Origin of the sequence: Micromonospora taraxaci (genome assembly GCF_007830095.1) — a bacterium.
Classification (GTDB): Bacteria; Actinomycetota; Actinomycetes; order Mycobacteriales; family Micromonosporaceae; genus Micromonospora; species Micromonospora taraxaci.
This window is the reverse complement of record NZ_VIWZ01000001.1, coordinates 1126538-1147633: the sequence shown is the minus strand read 5'-3', so window position 1 is coordinate 1147633 and position 21096 is coordinate 1126538. Positions and strand designations below refer to the sequence as shown.

Annotated in this window: 18 protein-coding genes; 10 read left to right on the top strand and 8 right to left on the bottom strand. The window is 70.3% G+C overall.

Annotated elements, in window-relative coordinates; translation table 11 throughout:
• Positions 1-52 precede the first annotated feature (52 nt).
• Positions 53-1171: an LCP family protein gene (locus tag FHU34_RS05490; protein WP_145778972.1), complete on the top strand. Its 1119-nt coding sequence runs from the start codon at positions 53-55 to the stop codon at positions 1169-1171.
• 168 nt (positions 1172-1339) lie between these two features.
• Here the strand turns inward: FHU34_RS05490 and FHU34_RS05485 are convergent, their stop codons facing one another.
• Both FHU34_RS05485 and FHU34_RS05480 read right to left on the bottom strand, forming a co-directional pair.
• Entirely contained in the window at positions 1340-2797 is a 1458-nt protein-coding gene (locus tag FHU34_RS05485) for a M1 family metallopeptidase (RefSeq protein WP_145778971.1), read from the bottom strand.
• A gap of 106 nt (positions 2798-2903) precedes the next feature.
• Positions 2904-4325, bottom strand: a complete 1422-nt coding sequence (locus FHU34_RS05480; RefSeq protein WP_145778970.1) for a M1 family metallopeptidase — start codon at positions 4323-4325, stop codon at positions 2904-2906.
• Positions 4326-4510: 185 nt separating this feature from the next.
• On the opposite strand from FHU34_RS05480, the gene FHU34_RS05475 reads away from it, so the two are divergent.
• Positions 4511-5623, top strand: a complete 1113-nt coding sequence (locus FHU34_RS05475) for a sugar phosphate isomerase/epimerase family protein (protein ID WP_167524765.1) — start codon at positions 4511-4513, stop codon at positions 5621-5623.
• 64 nt (positions 5624-5687) lie between these two features.
• Here FHU34_RS05475 and FHU34_RS05470 read toward each other — a convergent pair whose 3' ends face one another.
• A complete protein-coding gene (locus FHU34_RS05470; protein WP_145778969.1) occupies positions 5688-6806 on the bottom strand; it encodes a GuaB3 family IMP dehydrogenase-related protein in 1119 nt (372 codons plus the stop codon).
• A 30-nt stretch (positions 6807-6836) separates the two neighbouring features.
• Entirely contained in the window at positions 6837-8399 is a 1563-nt protein-coding gene (gene guaB, locus FHU34_RS05465; RefSeq protein ID WP_145778968.1) for an IMP dehydrogenase, read from the bottom strand.
• A 185-nt stretch (positions 8400-8584) separates the two neighbouring features.
• On the opposite strand from guaB, the gene FHU34_RS05460 reads away from it, so the two are divergent.
• Positions 8585-9004 carry a DUF5319 domain-containing protein gene (locus tag FHU34_RS05460; RefSeq protein WP_145778967.1) on the top strand — a complete coding sequence of 140 codons (420 nt, stop codon included), beginning with the start codon at positions 8585-8587 and terminating at the stop codon, positions 9002-9004.
• A 13-nt stretch (positions 9005-9017) separates the two neighbouring features.
• Here the strand turns inward: FHU34_RS05460 and FHU34_RS05455 are convergent, their stop codons facing one another.
• Entirely contained in the window at positions 9018-9836 is an 819-nt protein-coding gene (locus FHU34_RS05455; protein WP_145778966.1) for a helix-turn-helix transcriptional regulator, read from the bottom strand.
• 254 nt (positions 9837-10090) lie between these two features.
• On the opposite strand from FHU34_RS05455, the gene FHU34_RS05450 reads away from it, so the two are divergent.
• Together FHU34_RS05450 and FHU34_RS05445 are read left to right on the top strand one after the other, a co-directional pair.
• Positions 10091-10474 (top strand): WhiB family transcriptional regulator, encoded by a 384-nt coding sequence (locus FHU34_RS05450; RefSeq protein WP_088991383.1) that lies wholly within the window; start codon positions 10091-10093, stop codon positions 10472-10474.
• A gap of 694 nt (positions 10475-11168) precedes the next feature.
• Positions 11169-11750 (top strand): hypothetical protein, encoded by a 582-nt coding sequence (locus FHU34_RS05445; RefSeq protein WP_145778965.1) that lies wholly within the window; start codon positions 11169-11171, stop codon positions 11748-11750.
• A gap of 177 nt (positions 11751-11927) precedes the next feature.
• Here the strand turns inward: FHU34_RS05445 and FHU34_RS05440 are convergent, their stop codons facing one another.
• The 3 genes from FHU34_RS05440 to groES form a co-directional block, all read right to left on the bottom strand.
• Positions 11928-13526, bottom strand: coding sequence for a molybdopterin-dependent oxidoreductase (locus FHU34_RS05440; RefSeq protein WP_145778964.1), 1599 nt, complete (start codon positions 13524-13526; stop codon positions 11928-11930).
• 133 nt (positions 13527-13659) lie between these two features.
• Positions 13660-15300, bottom strand: a complete 1641-nt coding sequence (gene groL, locus FHU34_RS05435; RefSeq protein ID WP_145778963.1) for a chaperonin GroEL — start codon at positions 15298-15300, stop codon at positions 13660-13662.
• 70 nt (positions 15301-15370) lie between these two features.
• A complete protein-coding gene (groES, locus tag FHU34_RS05430) occupies positions 15371-15685 on the bottom strand; it encodes a co-chaperone GroES (RefSeq protein WP_030330046.1) in 315 nt (104 codons plus the stop codon).
• A 260-nt stretch (positions 15686-15945) separates the two neighbouring features.
• Here groES and FHU34_RS05425 point away from each other — a divergent pair, with 260 nt between their 5' ends.
• From FHU34_RS05425 to FHU34_RS05405, 5 genes are all read left to right on the top strand, one after another.
• Entirely contained in the window at positions 15946-17142 is a 1197-nt protein-coding gene (locus tag FHU34_RS05425; RefSeq protein ID WP_145778962.1) for a THUMP-like domain-containing protein, read from the top strand.
• Positions 17143-17152: 10 nt separating this feature from the next.
• Positions 17153-17632: a Cys-tRNA(Pro) deacylase gene (ybaK, locus tag FHU34_RS05420; protein ID WP_145778961.1), complete on the top strand. Its 480-nt coding sequence runs from the start codon at positions 17153-17155 to the stop codon at positions 17630-17632.
• Between the two features lie 177 nt (positions 17633-17809).
• A complete protein-coding gene (locus FHU34_RS05415; protein ID WP_145778960.1) occupies positions 17810-18898 on the top strand; it encodes a sugar ABC transporter substrate-binding protein in 1089 nt (362 codons plus the stop codon).
• 115 nt (positions 18899-19013) lie between these two features.
• Positions 19014-19832 carry an ATP-binding cassette domain-containing protein gene (locus tag FHU34_RS05410; protein WP_088987645.1) on the top strand — a complete coding sequence of 273 codons (819 nt, stop codon included), beginning with the start codon at positions 19014-19016 and terminating at the stop codon, positions 19830-19832.
• Positions 19829-21091, top strand: a complete 1263-nt coding sequence (locus tag FHU34_RS05405; protein WP_145778959.1) for a sugar ABC transporter permease — start codon at positions 19829-19831, stop codon at positions 21089-21091. The genes FHU34_RS05410 and FHU34_RS05405 overlap by 4 nt, the downstream gene beginning before the upstream one ends.
• Positions 21092-21096: the final 5 nt, after the last annotated feature.

The following is a 21096-nucleotide window of genomic DNA, read 5'->3' as shown; positions in this document are numbered from 1 at the left end:
CCCGGAGCACCCGTCGGAGCGTTGTTCACCAGACGGGTGGAAGGAATCCAAGATGATCCTCGGGTCGATGGCGCCGCGCCGACGGTGGCTGCTGCTGGGCTTGACGGCCCTCGCCGCCGTCGCGCTGATCGCGGCCGGCGCGGTGGTGATCACCCGGCTGACCGGTGACAGCAAGCCGGGCGGCGGCCCGGTTGCCGGCTCGCCGACCCCGTCGCCGATCGGCACGCCCACCCCGAGCCCCAGCGGCCCACCGCCGGGCGCGGACATCACCGGCCCGCTCAACCTGCTGCTGGTCGGTGTGGACACCCGGGTCAGCGTGCCCGGGTGGGAACCGCACTCGGACGCCGTGCTGGTGCTGCACGTGCCGAAGGGGTTGGGTCAGGCGTACCTCTTCTCGCTCCCCCGCGACCTGCTGGTGGACATCCCGGCGTTCCCGAAGGCCGGCTACAAGGGCGGCAAGACCAAGCTCACCCACGCGATGAGCTTCGGCAGCCGGGTGCCGGGCAAACCCAAGCAGCCGAGCACGGCCCAGGGGTACGAGCTGCTGCGCAGCACTGTCAGCGGGTACACGGGGCTGCGCATTGACGCCGGCGCGGTGCTCACCTTCAACGGGTTCGACCGGCTGGTCAACGCACTCGGCGGAGTCGACATCTACGTCGACCAGCGGGTCGAGTCGCTGCACCGCCGACCGGACGGCAAGTACCGAGAGAGCGCGCCGGGCGGCTACACCGGGCCGCAGCAGGTCTACGAGAAGGGCGAGCAGCACCTCAACGGCTGGCAGGCGCTCGACTACGCGCGGCAGCGCTACATCACCGGCGGCGACTACGCCCGGCAGCGCCACCAGCAGCAACTGATCAAGGCACTCACCCGCAAGATCCTGGACGAGAACCTGGCCCGCCAACCGGAGCGGGTCGACCAGGTGGTCGCCGCACTGGGAGACACGCTGATCTACGTGGGTGGGCGGCGGATCGTCGACATCGCGTACGCCCTCAGCGGGGTGCCGGAGAACAAGTTCGTGCTGGTGGGCCTGCCCGGTGCCGGTGTCGGCAAGGGCAGCGCCTACCGTGGCGAGCAGCTCACCAAGGTCGGCCGTGACTTCATCACCGAACTCCGTGCCGGTCGCGCCGACGCCTACCTGGCAGCCCACCCCACCCTGGTCGTCAAGAACTGACGTCTAAGGCCTGTTTCATAAGGGCGGTCGAGCCGAGGCGGAGTCCGGGCGGCGATCCGGCAAGGCGCGGTTTCGTCCGGATACCGGTGTTGTATCCGGACGAAACCGCAACGCCGCCGGGCGTCGTCCGGGCCCGCCGCAGGCCGGCCAGTTCTTATGAAACAGGCCTTAGAGGCGCTTGGGCTGGGCCGGCTTCTTCGTGCCGTAGAGCCAGGCGTCGAAGACCGGGCCCAGTTTCTTGCCGGAGACGCGTTCGGCCAAGGCGACGAACTCGGCGGTGGTGGCGGTGCCGTTGCGCTTCTCCGCCGCCCAGGTCTTGACGATCTCGAAGAACGCCTTGTCGCCCACTGCCACCCGCAGGGCGTGCAGGGTCATGCCACCACGCTGGTAGACCGACTCGCTGAACAACTGCTTCACACCCGGCTTGCCCGGCGGGGTCTTCCACACCTGAGCGGGCACCTCGGTGTACCGGATGTCGAACGCCTGCTTGGCTGTGTATTCCTTGGTGTGCTCGGCCCAGAGCCACTCCGCGTACGTCGCGAAGCCCTCGTTGAGCCAGATGTCCTCCCACTTGCCGATCGCGACGCTGTCACCGAACCACTGGTGCGCCAACTCGTGGGCGACCACCTCGGTGTTCTCGCCCTGCCGGAAGAACCCGGCGGAGTAGACCGGCCGGCTCTGCGTCTCCAGGGCGTACGAGATCCGGCTGTCCGAGACCACCACACCGCCGTACGCGTCGAACGGGTACGGCCCGAACACACTCTCCAGGTAGTCGGCCACCTTGACGGTCTGCGCGATCGACGTGTCCGCTGCGCCCTTCGCCACGTTGGTGGCGACCGCGTTGTACACCGGACGGCCCTTGTGCTCGCCGGTGGTGATCCGGAACTTGCCGATCACCAACGTGCTGAGGTAACTCGCCATCGGCGACTTCTCCGACCACTTCCAGGTGGTCCACCCGTCCGCGCTGGTCTTGCCACCGGGGACACCGTTGCTGACGGCGGTCAGGCCGTCCGGGACGGTGACCTCGAAGTCGTACGCCGCCTTGTCCGAGGGGTGGTCGTTGACCGGGAACCAGGTGCTGGCCGACTCGGGCTGGCCCAGCGCGATCGCACCCTCGGCGGTGTGCAGGAAACCGCCCTCACCGAGGATCTCGTTCTTCAGCGGCTTCGGCACACCCTCGTAGGTGACCTCGGCGACGAACCCGTTGCCGTTGATCAGACCGGAGGCCGGTGTGATCACCAGCTCGTTCCGCTTGCGCGTGTGGGTCGCCGCCGCGCCGTCCACGGTGACCGCGGTGACGGTCAGGCCGGCCAGGTCGAGGTTGAACGAGGACAGGTCGGCGGTGGCGGTGCCCTGCACCGTGGTCGTACCGGTCAGCCGGTCCTTCGCCGGGTCGTAGCGCACCTTGACCGTGTACCGCCCGACGTCGTACCCGCCGTTGCCGTAGCTCGGGAAGTAGGCGTCGCCGACCCCCTCCGCGCCGGCAGTGAACGTCCGCGACGGGGTGGGGGACGCGCTCGGCGACGACACCGCCTCCGGCGCCGACGAATCGCATCCGGACAGTGCGAGTGCCCCGGTCACCAGCAGACCGACGCTCATCCGCAGTCTGTGCCGCGTCACCCGCATTCCACCCTCCCCCGTGTGGCGGCGGCGGCCGACGCCGCTCCGCGCGAGACCACGGCTTTCCGCTGCTCGCAGGCGGCGAGCATATCGACCGGTGATCACGGCTCCGTCACGGCAGTGTGGGGGCGGACCCACCCACCAGCCAGGCGTCGAAGAGCGGTCGCAACTGCCGGCCCGCCACCCGCTCGGCCAGCGTCACGAGATCCGCTGTGGTCGCGTTGCCCGTCGCCCCCTCGGTGGTCCAGGTCCGCAGGATGCGGAAGAACGTGTCGTCACCAACGGTCCGGCGCAACGCGTGCACGGCGAGCGCCCCGCGTTTGTAGACGGCCGTGCCGAACATCAGCTCCCGGCCCGGCTCGACCGACGGCTGCGACCAGTCGGTCTTCGCGTACTGGAGTTCAAAGTTGCGCTGGGCGGTCCGGCCGCCGTCGTGCTCCTCCCACAGCCACTCGGCGTAGCTGGCGAAGCCCTCGTTGAGCCAGATGTCGCCCCATCTGGTCAGCGACACGCTGTCACCGAACCACTGGTGGGCCAGCTCGTGCGCGACGACGCCCGGGTTGGGCCGGTCGTCGGCGAAGAAGGCGGGCCCGTAGACGGGGCGCGACTGGGTCTCCAGCGCGTACCCGATGCGCTCGTCGGCGATCACGATCCCGCCGTAGGACTCGAACGGGTACGGCCCGAAGCGGCTGGCCAGGAAGTCGACGATCTCCCCGGTGCGGGCCAGTGAGCTGGCCGCGGCACCGGTCGCCGGCAGGCTCGCCGCCACCGCCGTGACCATCGGCCGGCCGGCGTGGGTGCCGGTCACCACCCGGTAGTCGCCGATCACGAGCGTGCTGAGGTAGCTCGCCATCGGCGTGCGCTCCGACCATCGCCAGGTGGTCCAGCCGTCGGCGCTGCTCTTTGGACCTGGCACCCCGTTGCTCAGTGCGGCCAAACCGTCCGGGACGGTCACCGCGAGGTCGAAGCTGGCCTTGTCCGACGGGTGGTCGTTGACCGGGAACCAGGTGGCCGCCGAGTCGGGTTGCCCGAGCGCGACAGCCCCGTCGGCGGTGTGCAGGAAGCCGCCGCTGCCCAACGACCCGTCCTCGACGGCGGTGGGCACGCCCGCGTAGTCGACGGTCACTGTGAACTGCCGGCCACGTGGGAGCCCGTCGCGTGGGGTCACCACGAGTTCACCGTCGCTGCGGCGGTGGTCGGCCGGCGCGTCGCCCACCCGCACCGTGGCGACGTCCAGGCCGACCAGGTCCAGATTGAAGCGGGACAGGTCCTGTGTGGCCGTGGCGGTGATGACGGCCCGCCCGGTCAGCCGGTCGGTCGGCGGGTCGTAGCGGACGTCGAGGCCGTAGTGCGTGACGTCGTAGCCGCCGTTGCCGTGCCCCGGCACGTACGGATCGCCGGCGTCGGCGGCACCGGGCCGGAAACCGTCGCTGTCGCCCGTACAGCCGGCGGTGAGCAGCGCGACCACGCAGGTCAGAGCGGTGGCCGTGGTGGTCAGCCGACCGGCGGCCGGTGTCCGTCGGGTCCGGGCCATGCACACTCCTCCTGCCGCATCGCGGTCAGGACGAGCGTAGTCAGCGCCACCGGTCGCGCGGTCAATATCGACGATCATCAGTCACTTTCGTTGGAACAAACAAAAGTAGTGATCGATCTTCACTTTCTTTCGACTTAGACCGACGTTAGTGTCTGGTCCCGACCACCGTCGCGAAAGGTGGAACCATGCCCGACCACACCGCACCCGACGCCACCCCCACCCCCCGGTTGAGCCGCCGGTCCCTGCTCGCCGCCTCCGCCGGAGCCGCCGCCGCGATCGGCGCGGCCGGCCTGCCGGTCCTCGCCACCGGCACCCCCGCACTCGCCAACCCCAACGCGAGCAAGCTGCGGGTCGAGCCGCTGATCCCGGCCCGCAACCGCGGCATCATCCTCTACAGCGTCCGCGACCGGATCACCGCCGCGCCGGACGACAGCGGGGTGCCCTACGGCTTCGAGCGCGTCCTCGCCCGGCTCGCCGAGATCGGCTACAAGGAGATCGAGTTCGCCGGCTACACGCAAAGCACCGAGATCCTCGGCCGGCAGATCACCCCGGCCGAGATCCGCAAGATCCTCGACGACAACGGCCTGGTCGCCAACGGGACCCACGCCACGATCCAGCCGGCCACCTTCCAGCAACAGCTGGACATCGCCGAGGAACTCGGCATGAAGAACATCGGCACCGGCAGCGACCCGACCAACAGCGCGTACAAGGCCGAGTGGGACGCCGCCGCGGACATCTGGAACGAGTTGGGCAGGCAGGCCAAGGCCCGGGGCATGCGGCTCTACACGCACAACCACGACGCCGCGTACAGCTTCCTGATCGACCGTGGCCCGCGCGACGCGCAGGGCCGGCAGACCCGGTCGTCCGGCATCCGCCGACTCGAATACTTCTTCGAGATCACCGACCCGCGGTACGTCTTCTTCGAGCTCGACATCTACTGGGCCTACGTGGCCCGCTATCGGCACCAGAAGTACGTCAACGGGGCCGGCCAGGAGGTCACCGACCTGTTCGACCCGATCCTCACCGTCGCCGACCGGACCACAAGGTTCCCGCTCTTCCACGCCAAGGACGGCGACCGGGACACCAGCGTCCCCAACGGTCACCAGATGGTCCCGCTCGGCGACGGCGACATCAACTTCCAGCAGTTCTTCCAGACCATCGGCGAGCGCAACTTCCACCACGCCAACTGGGAGATGGACACCGCCCCCGGCGGCGTCGACAACAAGGGCCAGTCGCTCGACTTCGCGGCGAGCAGCTACCGCAACATGTCCGACCTGACCATCTACGTCGAGAAGTGACGGCAGGCTGAACACGACGAAGGCCGGCCCGTACGGGCCGGCCTTCGCACGTTGGTCGGAAGGGTCAGCGGTCGAGGACCAGGCCGACCTTCTGGAACTCCTTCAGGTCGCGGTAGCCGCACTTGGCCATCGCCCGACGCAGCCCACCGAACAGGTTGAGCTGACCGTCGGCCTCGTCCGCCGGCCCGAAGAGCAGCTCCTCCATCGACCCGAGCGGCTCACCGGCAACCTCGAACGCGCCCCGCGGCAACGACGGGTGGCTCGCCGCCGAGTGCCACCAGGCACCACCGGCGGGGGCCTCGTCGCAAAGCGACAGCGGCTCACCGAGCATCACCGCGTCCGCGCCGCACCCCAGCGCCTTGGCGATGTCGCCCGAGGTCTGCATGTCACCGTCGGCGATCAGGTGCACGTACCGGCCACCGGTCTCGTCGAGGTAGTCGCGACGGGCCGCCGCCGCGTCGGCGATCGCGGTGGCCATCGGCACCCGGATGCCCAGCACCGACTCGGTGGTCGACCACTCGTCGCCGCCGATGCCCACGATCACACCGGCCGCGCCGGTACGCATCAGGTGCAGCGCCGTCTTGTAGTCCGTGCAGCCGCCGACGATCACCGGCAGATCCAGGTCGGCGATGAACTCCTTGAGGTTCAACGGCTCGTCGGTGGTCGACACGTGCTCGGCCGAGACGATGGTGCCCTGGATGACCAGGATGTCCACCCCGGCGTCCAGGATCACCGGCGCCAGCGCCAGCGTGTGCTGCGGGGAGACCCGCACCGCCACAGTGCCGCCGCCGGCCCGCAGCTCACGAACCCGCTCGGCGATCAGGTCCGGACGGATCGGCTCGGCGTACACCTCCTGGAGCCGCTTGGTGGCGCGGGCGTCCTCGTCGAGGCCGGCCAGATCCTCCAGCACCTTCGTCGGGTTCTCGTAGCGGGTCCAGAGCCCCTCGACGTTGAGCACGCCGAGGCCGCCGAGCTGACCGAGCCGCACCGCCGAGGCCGGGCTCATGGTGGCATCGGAGGGGTGGCCGACGCACGGAATGCCGAACGGGTACGCGTCGAGCTGCCAGGAGGTGGAGACGTCATCGACGTCCCGGGTGCGGCGGCTCGGCACGATGGCGATGTCGTCCAGGTGGTAACCGCGCTGCGCGGTCTTGCCCAGCCCGATCTCGACCACGTCACGCATGGGGGACTCCAGGTGGTTGGGGGTGGTGGGTCAGCGGGTGTGGTAGTTGGGCGCCTCGACGGTCATCTGGATGTCGTGCGGGTGGCTCTCCTTCAGACCCGCCGCGGTGATCCGGATGAGCTGGCCCCGGCGGTGCAGATCGGGGATGTTCTCCGCACCGGCGTACCCCATGGCCAGCCGCAGCCCACCGACCAGCTGGTGGGCCACCCGGGACAGCGGCCCCCGGTAGGGAACCTGGCCCTCGACGCCCTCCGGGACGAGCTTGTCGTCGCTGAGCACGTCCTGCTGGAAGTAACGGTCCTTGCTGTACGACTTGGCCTGGCCCCGGGACTGCATCGCGCCCAGCGACCCCATCCCGCGGTAGGTCTTGAACTGCTTGCCGTTGACGAAGATCAGCTCGCCGGGGCTCTCCTCGCAGCCGGCCAGCAGGCTGCCGAGCATCACCGTGTCGGCGCCAGCCACCAGGGCCTTGGCGATGTCGCCGGAGTATTGGATGCCGCCGTCGCCGATCACCGGCACGCCGGCCGGACGGGCGGCCCTGGCCGCCTCCATGATCGCGGTCACCTGCGGCACGCCGACCCCGGCGACGATCCGGGTGGTGCAGATCGCGCCCGGCCCCACGCCCACCTTGACGCCGTCGGCGCCGGCGTCGACAAGCGCCTTCGCGCCGGCGTACGTGGCCACGTTGCCGCCCATGATGTCGACGGTGACGTCGGCCTTGAGCCTGCGGACCATGTCCAGCACGGCCCGCTGGTGGCCGTGCGCGGTGTCCACGATCAGCACGTCGACGCCCGCGTCGACAAGGGCACGGGCCCGCTTGTACGCGTCCTCGCCGACGCCGATGGCGGCGGCCACCCGGAGGCGACCGGCGTCGTCCTTGCTGGCGTCCGGGTACTGCTCGCTCTTGGTGAAGTCCTTGACGGTGATCAGGCCACGCAGCCGACCCGAGTCGTCGACGATCGGCAGCTTCTCGACCTTGTGCTGACGCAGCAGCGCCAGCGCGTCGTCCTTGCTGACCCCCACCCGGGCGGTGATCAGCGGGGTGTGAGTCATGATCTCGCGGACCGGGGTGTTCGGCTCGGAGACGAAACGCATGTCCCGGTTGGTGACGATGCCGACCAACTGGCCGTCGCCGTCCACCACCGGAACCCCGGAGATGCGGTAACGCCCGCACAGCTCGTCGACCTCGCGCAGCGTGTCGTCCGGGCTGGCGGTCACCGGGTTGGTGATCATGCCGGACTCGGAGCGCTTGACCAGGTCGACCTGGAGCGCCTGGTCCTCCAGGGACAGGTTGCGGTGCAACACGCCGATGCCGCCCTGGCGGGCCATGGCGATCGCCATCCGGGCCTCGGTCACCGTGTCCATCGCGCTGGAGAGCAGCGGAATCGACAACTCGACGTTGCGGGTGAGCTTCGTCCGGGTGTTGACCCGGCTGGGCACCACGTCCGACTCGCCCGGCTGCAACAGCACGTCGTCGAAGGTGAGGCCGAGCGGAACCACCCGGGCGGAGCCGGCCGGCAGCTCGGGCAGGTGGCCGCCCAGGTCGGCGTGCTCGGCGCCGGCCGGAAGATCGGTGCTGGGCGAATTTTCCACGATTGCTCCCCTGAGCTGCTCGGATGGGCTTCAGCGAGGTGGCGCGGGCGGGCACCGGAGCGCGCCACGGTGCCGGCACGTCGCCTCATCGTACCCAGTGAGCTGGGCGACCCGTCCGTGGCGGCCCGGCCCGGCGCGCGGCCGGGGGGCGGACGTCCGCGCCGCGTTGGGTCTACGGTGAAGGGGTGCACGACGAGCCCATCGACCCGTTCAATGGCGACCCGGCCGATCCCACAGCGGATCTGGACGACCCGGGCGATGACGCGACGCCTGATCCACTGACCGACGTCGAGCGGCAGGATGTGCTGGAAGACCTCGCCGACCTGGAGATCTACCAGGCCCTGCTGGCCCCGATCGGGGTTCGCGGGCTGGTGATCGAATGCGAGGACTGTCGAGAGCCGCACTACTTCGACTGGGACCTGCTCCGGGGCAACCTGCGCCACCTGCTCAACTCGGGTCGCCCCCGGGTGCACGAGCCCGCCTACGACCCCGACCCGGACCACTACGTGACCTGGGACTACGCCCGGGGGTACGCCGACGGCGTGCACGACACCCTCTCCGAGGGCACCGAGGACGAGCCGGGCACCCCGACCGCCGCCGGGTGACGCCGCCGTTCGGTCAGGCGACCAGGCCGGCGCGGAAGCCCGCCGCCACCGCGTGCGCCCGGTCCCGCGCGCCGAGCTTGCGGAACAACCGCCGGGCGTGGGTCTTGACGGTGTCCTCCGAGACGAACAGCTCCCGGCCGATCTCCGCGTTGCTCTTGCCCTCGGCCATGCCCAGCAGCACCTGAAGCTCACGCTCGGTGAGGCCGATCGACGCACGGCTCGGGCGGGCGTTCGGGGCGGGGCGGGGCGGATCGGTCTGGTCCGTCGACGACTCGCCGGTGGCCGACTCGGCCTCGTCGTCCCCCCGCTGCACCGGTACCGACGGCACTCCCGCCGCCCCCTCGCCGGGCGTGGCCGCCCAGCCGGGCTCACCGGAGCCACGCGGCGACGGCCCGGAGCGACCGGACCCGCCCACCGCCGCGGCGTTGCGGGCCGGGTCGGTGATCCGCTGCCGGGAGGCCCGACCGGGCGCGGTGAGCAGCAGCAGGGCCTTGGCCACCGCGCTGGTCAGGTCGTGGTCGACGTTCTGGATGAGGCCCCGGGCACCGGCGCTGATGGTCGCCGCCGCCGCCTCGGGCTCCTCGGTACCGAGCAACAGCACCGCGGCCTGCGGCGCCCGGGCCAGGACCCGACGAACGAAGCCGGCACTGTCCGGCCGCGTGAGGGCCGTGTCGGCCAACACCACGTCCGCCGGCCGCTCGGCCAACCGCAGCATCACCTCAGGATCGGAGACGGCGGTACGAACGATTGCTGACAACCCCAGCCGCGCGGCAGCAGAAGTAAGGTGCTGGGCCGCGAGTGGTGTCCGAACGCACACAAGGACGCTACGCACTGTGGTCTCCTCTCCGCCAACGAGCAGACCATGACGGGGTCGGCTGGGGAGGGGGTTCCCGGCAATCCTTCGAACTTTTCCGACAGATGGGGCAAAAGCCGCAATTTGCGGGACGTTTTCGATCACACACGTGTGAGGTGACGACAGCCCGGGTACCGGGAGGTCCAGGCCGGGAACGGTGCGCCTGCGCGGCCCGCCGCCCGGACACCGGCCACAAGGATTTCTCGCGGAGCCGCGCGGGAGGAGGGGTGCTGATGTCGAACGTACGTAGACTGCCCGGACCCATCGTCGATCTCTGGGACTGGCAGCGGCTCGGTGCCTGCCGAGGGCGGGACAGCGCCCAGTTCTTCCACCCCGACGGCGAGCGGGGCTCCTCCCGACTGCGTCGCGAATCCGCCGCCAAGTCGGTGTGTCGCGCCTGCCCGGTCCGGGCCGAATGCGCCGCGCACGCACTGTCGGTTCGCGAACCGTACGGCGTGTGGGGCGGCTTCAGCGAGTCGGAGCGCCTGCGACTGCTCGCCGTCGGCTGGGAGGACCTGGCAGACCGCCGACACGCCCGGGTCGACGTCGCGCGGCTGGAGGCCCGACTGGGCCACCCGCACAAGTCGACCATTCCGATCCAACGCAACGTGGCCTGACCGACACACACCCGACACACGGAACGCGCCCCCGGTTCGGGGGCGCGTTCCGGCGTTTCCGGGTGCATCGTGCGGCGGGGTTTCGCCGGCACCGGCGCCTCGGGCTGACCTGGATCGCGGCACTCGTGATCGCTGTCCGTTATGTCCGGTCTGACGCGCTCCGTTCTGTCTGATGCGCTCGGGCGTGGGTCCCGCGCATTCACGTCCGGCCGCCGGTCGCGTTTGCGGGGTTCCGGCAACCTCGTCCTGTGACCGGTCGCACCCGTGGGCCGGAATCATGGCCGGGCCGGAGTCGTTACATAACCTGACGATCGCAGTACCAGGGCCCGCCGGCCGAACCCCAGGGTTGGAATGGCGGCCACCGGGCGGTCGTTACAGTCCCCACGAGCGATCCCCACGGAGGCGCCTCAGCGCCCCACCCGGCCCCAGGCACCACCTCCCGATGGTGCCGACGGATCGGCCCGGGAATGGGCCCCGGCCCCCGGTCGTTACACACGGACCCGGCACCCACCGCCTGGTAGGTCGCCGATCCCGGCACCACGGGCCCCGCCCGCAGGTAGCCGAACGAGCGCCGCGAGCAACCCCCGCCCGCAGGCGCGACCCCCTGAAGACTTCCCCCTTTAGCAGCGCCGGACGAGGTGCTCACACCCGCGGCATCACTGCGGGTGTCCTTACCCCCGAAGGAGCTACCCCCATGAACACGATCATGCGTAAGAGCGTGCTGTCCGTTGCTGGTCTCGCGTTCGCCGGTGGTGTGTTCGCCGGCCCGATCGCCGCGCACAACATCCACGACGCCAAGCCTGTCGCGGTAGCGGTGCAGGCCGACAAGCCGGACACCGCCAAGCTGATCCCGCACGGCACCCAGGGCAACCAGTCCCACATCGACCTGAACGACGAGCAGACGGCCAACGTCAAGGCGATCATCGCCGCGACGAAGAAGGCCGGTCTCCCGGAGCGCGCCGCGGTGATCTCGATCGCGACGAGCTTGCAGGAGTCGAAGCTGGAGAACCTGGGCCACCTCGGCGACATGAACGACCACGACTCGCTGGGCCTGTTCCAGCAGCGCCCGTCCAGTGGTTGGGGTACGCCGGAGCAGATCACCGACCCCGAGTACTCCACGACCGCGTTCCTCAAGGGCCTGCGTCAGGTCGACGGGTGGCAGGACATGCCCCTGACCGAGGCCGCGCAGACCGTGCAGGTCTCCGCCTACCCGGACGCGTACGCCCAGTGGGAGCAGCAGGCTGCCGACCTGGTCGGCCAGTACTGGAACAGCTGACCCCACCGAACAACCCGACCGATGGCCGGCACCCCACCCGGGGTGCCGGCCATCGTTGGTGGTCGGCTCGTAGATCTTGGACAGTTTCCGTTCAGGCAGGACGGAAACTGTCCAAGATCTCCACGATCGGACCCGCACAGGTCAGGCGGACGGCCGTGCGCTGGCCAACCGAGGCCGTCAGCGGACGGTGACGGTCACCGTGTGCCAGCCGGTCGCGCCGTCCGGGACGACGCCCTGCGTACGCTCGGTCTGGGTCTCGCCGGTCGCGTCCGTCGCCCGGACCTGGAGGCGATGCTCGCCCGGCGTGGCGTCCCAACTCCACGACCACTGCACCCAGGTGTCCACCGACACCGTCGGAGCCAGTGTCGCCTCCTGCCAGGGCCCGCCGTCGACGCGTACCTCGACGCGGCGGATGCCCCGGTGCTGCGCCCACGCCACCCCCGCGACGGTGATCGGGCCGGGGGTCAACCGGTTGCGTCGGCGGGGCGCGTCGATCCGGGACTGGGTCTTGATCGGGCCCTGGGCGGACCAGCCGCGCGGCACCCAGTACGCGTCGAAGTCGGCGAACCGGGTCAGCTCCAGCTCGGTCACCCACTTGCACGCCGACACGTAGCCGTAGAGGCCGGGCACCACCATCCGGACCGGGAAGCCGTGCTCGACCGGCAGCGGCTCGCCGTTCATGCCGACCGCCAGGAGGGCGTCCCGCCCGTCGCGCAGCGCGGCGGTGGGGGTGCCGCAGGTCCAGCCGTCGACCGACCGGCCAACCACCTGGTCGGCGTCCTCGTCCGGGTCCACCTCGTCGAGCAGTTCCCGCAGGGGTACGCCGAGCCAGCGGGCATTGCCGATCAGGTCCCCACCCACCTCGTTGGAGACGCACGCCAGCGTGACGTACCGCTCCACCAGCGGCCGGGCCAGCAGGTCGGCGTACGTGTAGGTGCGCTCGGTGCCGACCCGACCGTGGATCCGCAGCCGCCAGGTGTCCGGATCGACCTGCGGTACGACCAGCGCGGTGTCGATCCGGTAGAAGCCGAGGTTCGGAGTGACGTACGGCGCGAGTTGCGCCAGCGAGAGGTCCGCGCCGGCCGGCACGGCCGGCGCGGGGGCGACCGGTGCGGGTAGTCGGATCGCGTCCCGGGCGGCGGAGACGCCGCGTCGTCCCGCCAACCAGCGCCCACCGAGACCGGCCACCACTGCGGTGCCGAGCAGCACCCCACTGCCGGTGAGGAACCGTCGCCGGGACTCGGGGTCGACCTCGGCAGGGCCGTCCGCCCCGACGGGGGCCACCGGCACGGGCGCGGCGGGCGGCACGGTCGGGGTGGGTGGCGACCAGGGCCACGGGTCCAGTTCGAACGGCCCGTCGATGAACAGCCAGAGCACCAGGGCGCCGAGGCCGGCGCCGACCAGCGACGGCAACGCGTCGAAGGCGTCCGCACCGGAGCGGGTCACCGCGGCGGCCACGCCGATGACACCGAACGCGGCGATGCCGGCCAGGCCGAACGCCAACCGACGGACCGCCAGCACACCGAACAGCGCGGCGAACCCTGCCAGCAACAGGCCCGTGCCGACCAGCAGCGCAATCTTGTCGGCGGTGCCGAAGATGTCGATGGCCAGTTGCTTCAGCGACTCGGGGACGGCGTCCACGACCGCCCCGCCGACCGCTACCAGAGGCGCCGACCGGGGACCGGTCAGCACCGCCACCGGTTCGGCGATCCCGATCGCGACGGCGGCGGCGGTCACTCCGGCCAGCGCGGCGTAACGCCGCGACGTGGTGCTCATCGGCCCAGTGTGCGCGATCATCTCGCCCCGTCGCCAACAACGTCAGCGTTCGGTAATGACCTGGAAAGCGCGAGAACGGACCGGGGCACACCGCCGTACGACGGTGTGCCCCGGAACAGGTGTCGCTACCGGGTCAGAAGCCCGGGCCGTGCTGGTGGCCGTGACCGTGGCCGTGCCCACCGGCGGCGGCCGGCTCGGCCTGCTCCGGCTTGTCCACCACGAGGCTCTCCGTGGTGAGCAGCAGACCGGCGATCGAGGCGGCGTTGGTGACCGCGTTGCGGGTCACCTTCACCGGGTCGATGATGCCGGCCTTGACCAGGTCGACGTACTCGCCCTTGGCGGCGTCGAGGCCGTTGCCCCAGTCGAGGTCGGCGACCTTCTGCGTCACGACGTAGCCGTCGTGACCGGCGTTCTGGGCGATCCAGCGCAGCGGCTCGACGAGCGCCTTGCGGACGACCGAGACACCGACCTTCTCGTCACCGGTGAAGCCCAGGTCGTCGTCGAGCACCGAGAGGATCTGCACCAGAGCGGCACCGCCGCCGGGGACAGTGCCCTCCTCGACCGCTGCCTTGGTCGCCGCGATGGCGTCCTCGATGCGGTGCTTGCGCTCCTTCATCTCGACCTCGGTGGCCGCACCAGCCTTGATGACGGCGATGCCACCGGAGAGCTTCGCCAGCCGCTCGGCCAGCTTCTCCCGGTCCCAGTCGGAGTCGGAGGCCTCGATCTCCTTGCGGATCTGGGACACCCGGTCGGCGACGTCGGCCTTCTGGCCGCCGCCGTCGACGATCGTGGTGTTCTCCTTGTCGACCACGACGCGCCGAGCGGTGCCGAGCACCTCCAGGCCGACCTGGTCGAGCTTGTAGCCCAGCTCCGGGGCGACCAGCTCGGCACCCGTGGAGATCGCGATGTCCTGGAGCATCGCCTTGCGCCGGTCACCGAAGCCGGGGGCCTTGACCGCGCAGACCTTGAGGGTCTTGCGCAGCGAGTTGACCACCAGGGTGGAGAGCGCCTGGCCGTCCACGTCCTCGGCGATGATCAGCAGGGGCTTGCTGTTCTGCAGGACCTTCTCCAGCAGCGGCAGCAGCTCCTCGATCGCCGAGATCTTCTGGGTGGTGACCAGGATGTAAGCGTCCTCGAGGACGGACTCCTGGCTCTCCAGGTCGGTGACGAAGTTCGGCGAGATGAAGCCCTTGTCGAACTGGAGACCCTCGGTCACGTCCAGCTCGGTGGTCAGCATGGAGCCTTCCTCGACGGTGATGACACCGTCGCGGCCGACCCGCTCCATCGCCTCGGCGATCAGGTCGCCGATCGTGGCGTCCTGCGCGGAGATCGTCGCCACGTTCGCGATCGACTCCTTGCTGGTGACCTCGGCGGCACGGCCGAGCAGCGCCTCGGAGACCTTGACGGCCGCCGCGTCGATGCCCCGCTTGAGGCCGGCCGGGTTGGTCCCGGCGGTCACGTTGCGCAGACCCTCGCGAACCATCGCCTGGGCCAGCACGGTCGCGGTGGTGGTCCCGTCGCCGGCGACGTCGTTGGTCTTGGTCGCCACCTCCTTGACCAGCTGCGCGCCAAGGTTCTCGTACGGGTTGGTGAGCTCGATCTCCTTGGCGATGGTCACACCATCGTTGGTGATCGTCGGCGCACCGAATTTCTTGTCCAGGACGACGTTGCGCCCGCGCGGGCCGAGGGTGACCTTGACCGCGTCCGCGAGGGCGTTGACACCGTGCTCCAGCAGGTGCCGGGCGTCGTCCGAGAAGCTCAGGATCTTCGCCATTAATGTCCCTTCGAAGCGCCATTGCCCCGGCCCGGCGAGCCGGACCGGGGCAATGGAACTGATCGGTTGCTTACTTCTCGATGACCGCGAGGACGTCGCGGGCGGAGAGCACCAGGTACTCCTCGCCGGCGTACTTGACCTCGGTGCCGCCGTACTTCGAGTAGAGGACGGTGTCGCCGACCTGCACGTCAACCGGAACCCGGTTGCCGTTGTCGTCGACGCGCCCCGGGCCCACAGCGAGGACGGTGCCCTCCTGCGGCTTCTCCTTGGCGGTGTCGGGGATCACGATGCCCGACGCCGTGGTGGTCTCAGCCTCGTTCGCCTGGACCACGATGCGGTCCTCGAGCGGCTTGATCGCAACCTTGGTCGCGGTAGTCACGGGCATACCCTCCTGGGGTACTGGTTTCGTTGCTGGCCGGCGGGGCCGACCAGCGTCAATCTGCCTCATGCCACCGGGCGGGGCCGTCGTCGCGGGTGCCGGTCCGCCTGGCGTTGCGCACCCGGGTCGTGAGACCCGGAAGCTGGCACCCTCAGGGTGAGAGTGCTAATCGCAGGTTATTCCGTGGCTAGCACTCCGTCAAGGAGAGTGCCAGCGCGTCGCGCCCCGCCAGCCAGGATTCTTGGTTCGACCGGGAGAATGACCGGGTGGATCTCGATCAACTGGCGGCGCTGCGTACCCCCGAGGGGTCGGCCGCGCTCACGGCGGCGGCCGGTCTTGCCGGCGGTGATCCACTGGCCGCGGCCTCGGCGTTGCGCGCCGCCGGAGTGCCGCCGACGCTGGCCGCTGCGGCGCTCACCCAGGCCGAGCTGCGTCACCGGGCGGTCGGCAAGTTCGGCCCGGCCGCCGCCGGGATGTTCCTCACCCGCCCCGGCCTGGAACAGGCCACCCGCCGGGTCGTCGCCGACCGTCGGGCCGCCCGGCTGCACGCCGCCGGTGTGCGCACCCTGGCCGACCTCGGGTGCGGCCTCGGCGCCGACGCACTGGCCGCCGCCCGCGCCGGCATCCGGGTGTACGGGGTGGAGGCGGACCCGGTGACCGCCGCGATGGCCGCCGCCAACGCCGCGGCGGCCGGCCTGGCCGACCTGTTCACCGTCGAGTGCGGAGATGCCACAGCGTTCGACGTCTCCCAGGTCGACGGGGTCTTCTGCGACCCGGCCCGCCGCACGACCGGCACCGGCCGACGGATCTTCGACCCGCGCGCCTACTCGCCGCCGTGGGATTTCGTGACGGGGTTGGCCGAGCGGGTGCCGCACACCGTCGTGAAGGTGGCACCGGGCCTGGACCACGGGCTCATTCCAGCTGGCGCGGAGGCGGAGTGGGTAGGTGTGGACGGCGACCTGGTCGAGGCCGCGCTCTGGTGCGGTGAGCTAGCCGAGGTGCCCCGCCGCGCCACCCTCTACCGGCAGCAGGGCGGCGAGACCCGCCGCTACCAGCTCACCGGCTCGGGCACCGACGAGGCACCTGTCGGGCCGACGCGTCGCTACCTGTACGACCCGGACCCGGCGGTGGTCCGGGCGCACCTCGTCGCCGAACTCGCCGCCGAGCTGGACGCCACCCTCGGCGACCCGAGCATCGCCTACCTCTATGCCGACCGCCCCACCCGCACCCCGTACGCGCGCTGCCTGGAGATCACCGACGTGCTGCCGTTCTCGCTCAAGCGTCTGCGGGCGCTGTTGCGCGATCGCGGGGTGGGTCGGGTGGAGATCCTCAAGCGGGGTTCCGCGCTTACCCCGGAGCAGCTTCGGCGGGACCTGCGGCTGACCGGCGACGCCTCGGCCAGCCTGGTGCTCACCCGGGTCGCGAACGCACCGACAGTGCTGATCGGGCAGCCGGTGGTCTAGCGTCGTCGGTGTGGCGGGACAAGGCACTCCGGCAACGGCACTGTTGGTCAAGCGCGGGATCGCGCATCGCACCCATCCGTACCGGGTGTCGCCGGACGCCCCGAACTACGGCGCGTTGGTGGCGGTGGCGCTCGGCGTGGCACCGGAGCGCGTCTTCAAGTCGCTGGTGACCGAGGTCGACGGTGGGCTCACCGTCGCGGTCGTCCCGGTCACGGGTGAGGTGGACCTCAAGGCGCTCGCGGCGGCGGTCGGCGGCAAGCGGGCGACGCTCGCCGAGCGGGCGGTCGCCGAGCGGGCCACCGGCTACGTACGCGGGGGGATCAGCCCGCTCGGGCAACGCCGCCGGTTGCCGACCGTGCTGGACGAGTCCGCGCTGGACCTCCCGACGATCTACGTCTCGGCTGGTCGGCGTGGCCTGCAGCTCGAACTGGCCGCGGCCGATCTGGTGGCGCTGACGGACGCGCGCACCGCGCCGCTGCAGACCCGCTGACGACATCCATGACGGCCGACCCGTTCCGGGATGGCCGGGGAGTAACAGTCGCGTTGCTGAATTGTTATCGCTCCCAACAAACTTGGCACCTGCGCGGTCTTGTGGAGCCGGTGTGACGCGAAATACGTTGCCGGACACAACAAAACGACACCTCCCCCACCCGAAAGGACCCTGCACATGCGTAAGGGGCTCCTCACCATCGCCGCCGTGGGCCTGCTCACGACCGGTGGATTGACCGCCTGCGGCGACGACGCCGGCTCTGGTTCGACCGACTCCAAGAAGACCCCCAAGATCGGCGTGATCCTCCCGGACAGCAAGTCCTCCGCCCGGTGGGAGACCGCGGACCGTCGCTTCCTGGAAGAGGCGTTCAAGGCCGCCGGCGTCCAGTACGACATCCAGAACGCCCAGAACGACAAGACCGCCTTCCAGACCATCGCCGACCAGATGATCACCAGCGGCGTCACCGCCCTGATGATCGTCAACCTGGACTCCGGTACCGGCAAGGCCGTGCTCGACAAGGCCAAGTCGCAGGGCGTCGCCACCATCGACTACGACCGGCTCACCCTCGGCGGCTCCGCCCAGTACTACGTCAGCTTCGACAACGAGACCGTCGGCAAGCTCCAGGGCGAGGGTCTGTCGAAGTGCCTGACCGAAAAGGGCGTCAAGAACCCTGTCGTGTCGTACCTGAACGGCTCCCCCACCGACAACAACGCCACCCTGTTCAAGGCCGGCTACGACTCGGTGCTCAAGCCGAAGTTCGACTCCAAGGAATACGTCAAGGGCCCTGAGGACGCGGTGCCGGCGTGGGACAACGCGCAGGCCGCGACGATCTTCGAGCAGCAGCTGACCAAGGCCAACGGCAAGATCGACGGCGTGCTCGCCGCCAACGACGGTCTCGGCAACGCGGCCATCTCGATCCTGAAGAAGAACAAGCTCAACGGCAAGGTGCCGGTGACCGGGCAGGACGCCAGCACCGAGGGCCTGCAGAACATCCTCGCCGGTGACCAGTGCATGACCGTCTACAAGGCCGTCCGGGAAGAGGCCAAGGCCGCGTCCGACCTGGCCATCGCGCTCGCCAAGGGCGAGAAGAAGGACACCGGCCAGTCGGTGAAGGACGGTGACCGGGACGTCCCCTCGGTCCTGCTCACCCCGAAGGCCATCTACAAGGACACCGTCAAGGACGTCATCGCCGACGGCTACGTGACCAAGGAAGAGGTCTGCGCCGGGGCGTACGCCAAGCTCTGCGCCGACGCCGGCATCAGCTGACCGACGCCGCAGTACCCGCCGGGACGACAATCGCCGCCCGGCACGGGAGCACCTCTCCCGTGCCGGGCGGCGCCCGCCGGACGGGCCCCGACACTCCCTTAAGAAGGAGACCCCCGTGTCCGCGACCCCCCTGCTGGAACTCCGCGGGATCGACAAGAGCTTCGGTCCCGTCCAGGTGCTCCGCGACGTCGCCCTGACCGTCCACCCGGGCGAAGTCACCGCACTGGTCGGTGACAACGGCGCCGGCAAGTCGACCCTGGTGAAGTGCATCAGTGGCATCCACCCCACCGATGCCGGTGAGTTCCTGTTCAACGGTGAACCAGTGCACATCGGCAGCCCCCGCGACGCCGCCGCGCTCGGCATCGAGGTCGTCTACCAGGACCTCGCGCTCTGCGACAACCTGGACATCGTGCAGAACATGTTCCTCGGCCGGGAGAAGCGCAGCGGCATCGTCCTCGACGAGCCGACCATGGAACAGCTCGCCGCCGAGACGCTCGCCGGGCTATCCATCCGCACCGTCACCTCGCTGCGCCAGCACGTGTCCAGCCTCTCCGGTGGTCAGCGTCAGACCGTGGCCATCGCCAAGGCCGTGCTGTGGAACAGCAAGCTGGTCATCCTGGACGAGCCGACCGCGGCACTCGGCGTGGCACAGACCGCCCAGGTGCTCGAACTGGTCCGCCGTCTCGCCGACAACGGCCTGGCCGTGGTGCTCATCTCGCACAACATGAACGACGTCTTCGCCGTCTCCGACCGGATCGCCGCGCTGTACCTCGGCCAGATGGTCGCCCAGGTGAAGACCACCGACATCACCCACGCGCAGGTGGTCGAGCTGATCACCGCCGGGCGCTCGGGCGGGCTCGGCATCGCCGCCGACCCGGGCAGCAACGGCGACGGCCCGCAGCCGGCCGACTCGATCTCAGGAGGCGCCCGATGACCACCACCGCCGTGCGGAAGGACGGCCCCGCGGCCGTCACACCGCCGCCGACCGTCGGGGGCCACGCCCGCAACTACCTGAGCCGGGTACGCGGCGGCGACGTCGGCGCGCTACCGGCCGTGCTCGGCCTGATCGTGCTCTGCACCGTCTTCGCGATCATGCGGCCGTCGTCGTTCCTGTCGGCCGGCAACTTCGCCAACCTCTTCACCCAGGGCGCGGCGGTCACGCTGATCGCGATGGGTCTGGTCTTCGTGCTGCTGCTGGGCGAGATCGACCTCTCCGCGGGCTTCGCCAGCGGCGTCTGCGCGGCGGTACTGGCCAATGTGGTCACCGTCCTCGGCTACCCCTGGTGGGTCGCCGTGCTCGCCGGGATCGCCACCGGCCTGGTCATCGGCACCAGCCTCGGCCTGCTCGTCGCGAAGATCGGCATTCCGTCCTTCGTGGTCACCCTCGCCGGCTTCCTCGCCTTCCAGGGCATCGTGTTGCTGCTGGTGAAGGAGGGCACCAACATCTCCGTCCGCGACGAGGTGCTGGTCGCCATCGCCAACCGCAACCTCACCCCCACCCTGGGCTGGGCGCTGGCAGTGCTCGCGATCGTCGGCTACGCGGCGGTGCAACTGCTGCGCCACCGCAACCGGGTGGCCCGCGGTCTGATCACCGACCCGATCGCGGTGGTGGCGCTGCGGATCGGCGGGCTCGCCGTCATCCTCGCCACCGCGGTGTACGTGCTCAACCTCGAACGCAGCCGCAACGTCCTGATCAGCTCACTCAAGGGCGTGCCGATCGTGGTGCCGATCATCGCGGTGCTGCTGATCGTGTGGACCTTCGTGCTCCAACGCACCAGCTACGGTCGGCACATCTACGCCGTCGGCGGCAACCGGGAAGCGGCCCGCCGGGCCGGCATCGACGTCGACCGGATCCGGATCTCGGTCTTCATGATCTGCTCGTCCATGGCGGCTGTCGGCGGCATCGTGGCGGCCAGCCGGGCCAACTCGGTCGACCCGAACACGGGGGGCAGTAACGTACTGCTCTACGCGGTCGGCGCGGCGGTGATCGGCGGCACCAGCCTCTTCGGCGGCAAGGGCCGGGTCCTCGACGCAGTGCTCGGCGGCGCGGTCGTCGCGGTCATCGAAAACGGAATGGGCCTGATGGGGTACAGCGCAGGAGTCAAGTACGTGGTCACCGGCGTCGTCCTGCTGCTCGCTGCCAGCGTCGATGCTCTCTCCCGCCGCCGCGCGGCAGCCACCGGCACCCGCTGACCCCG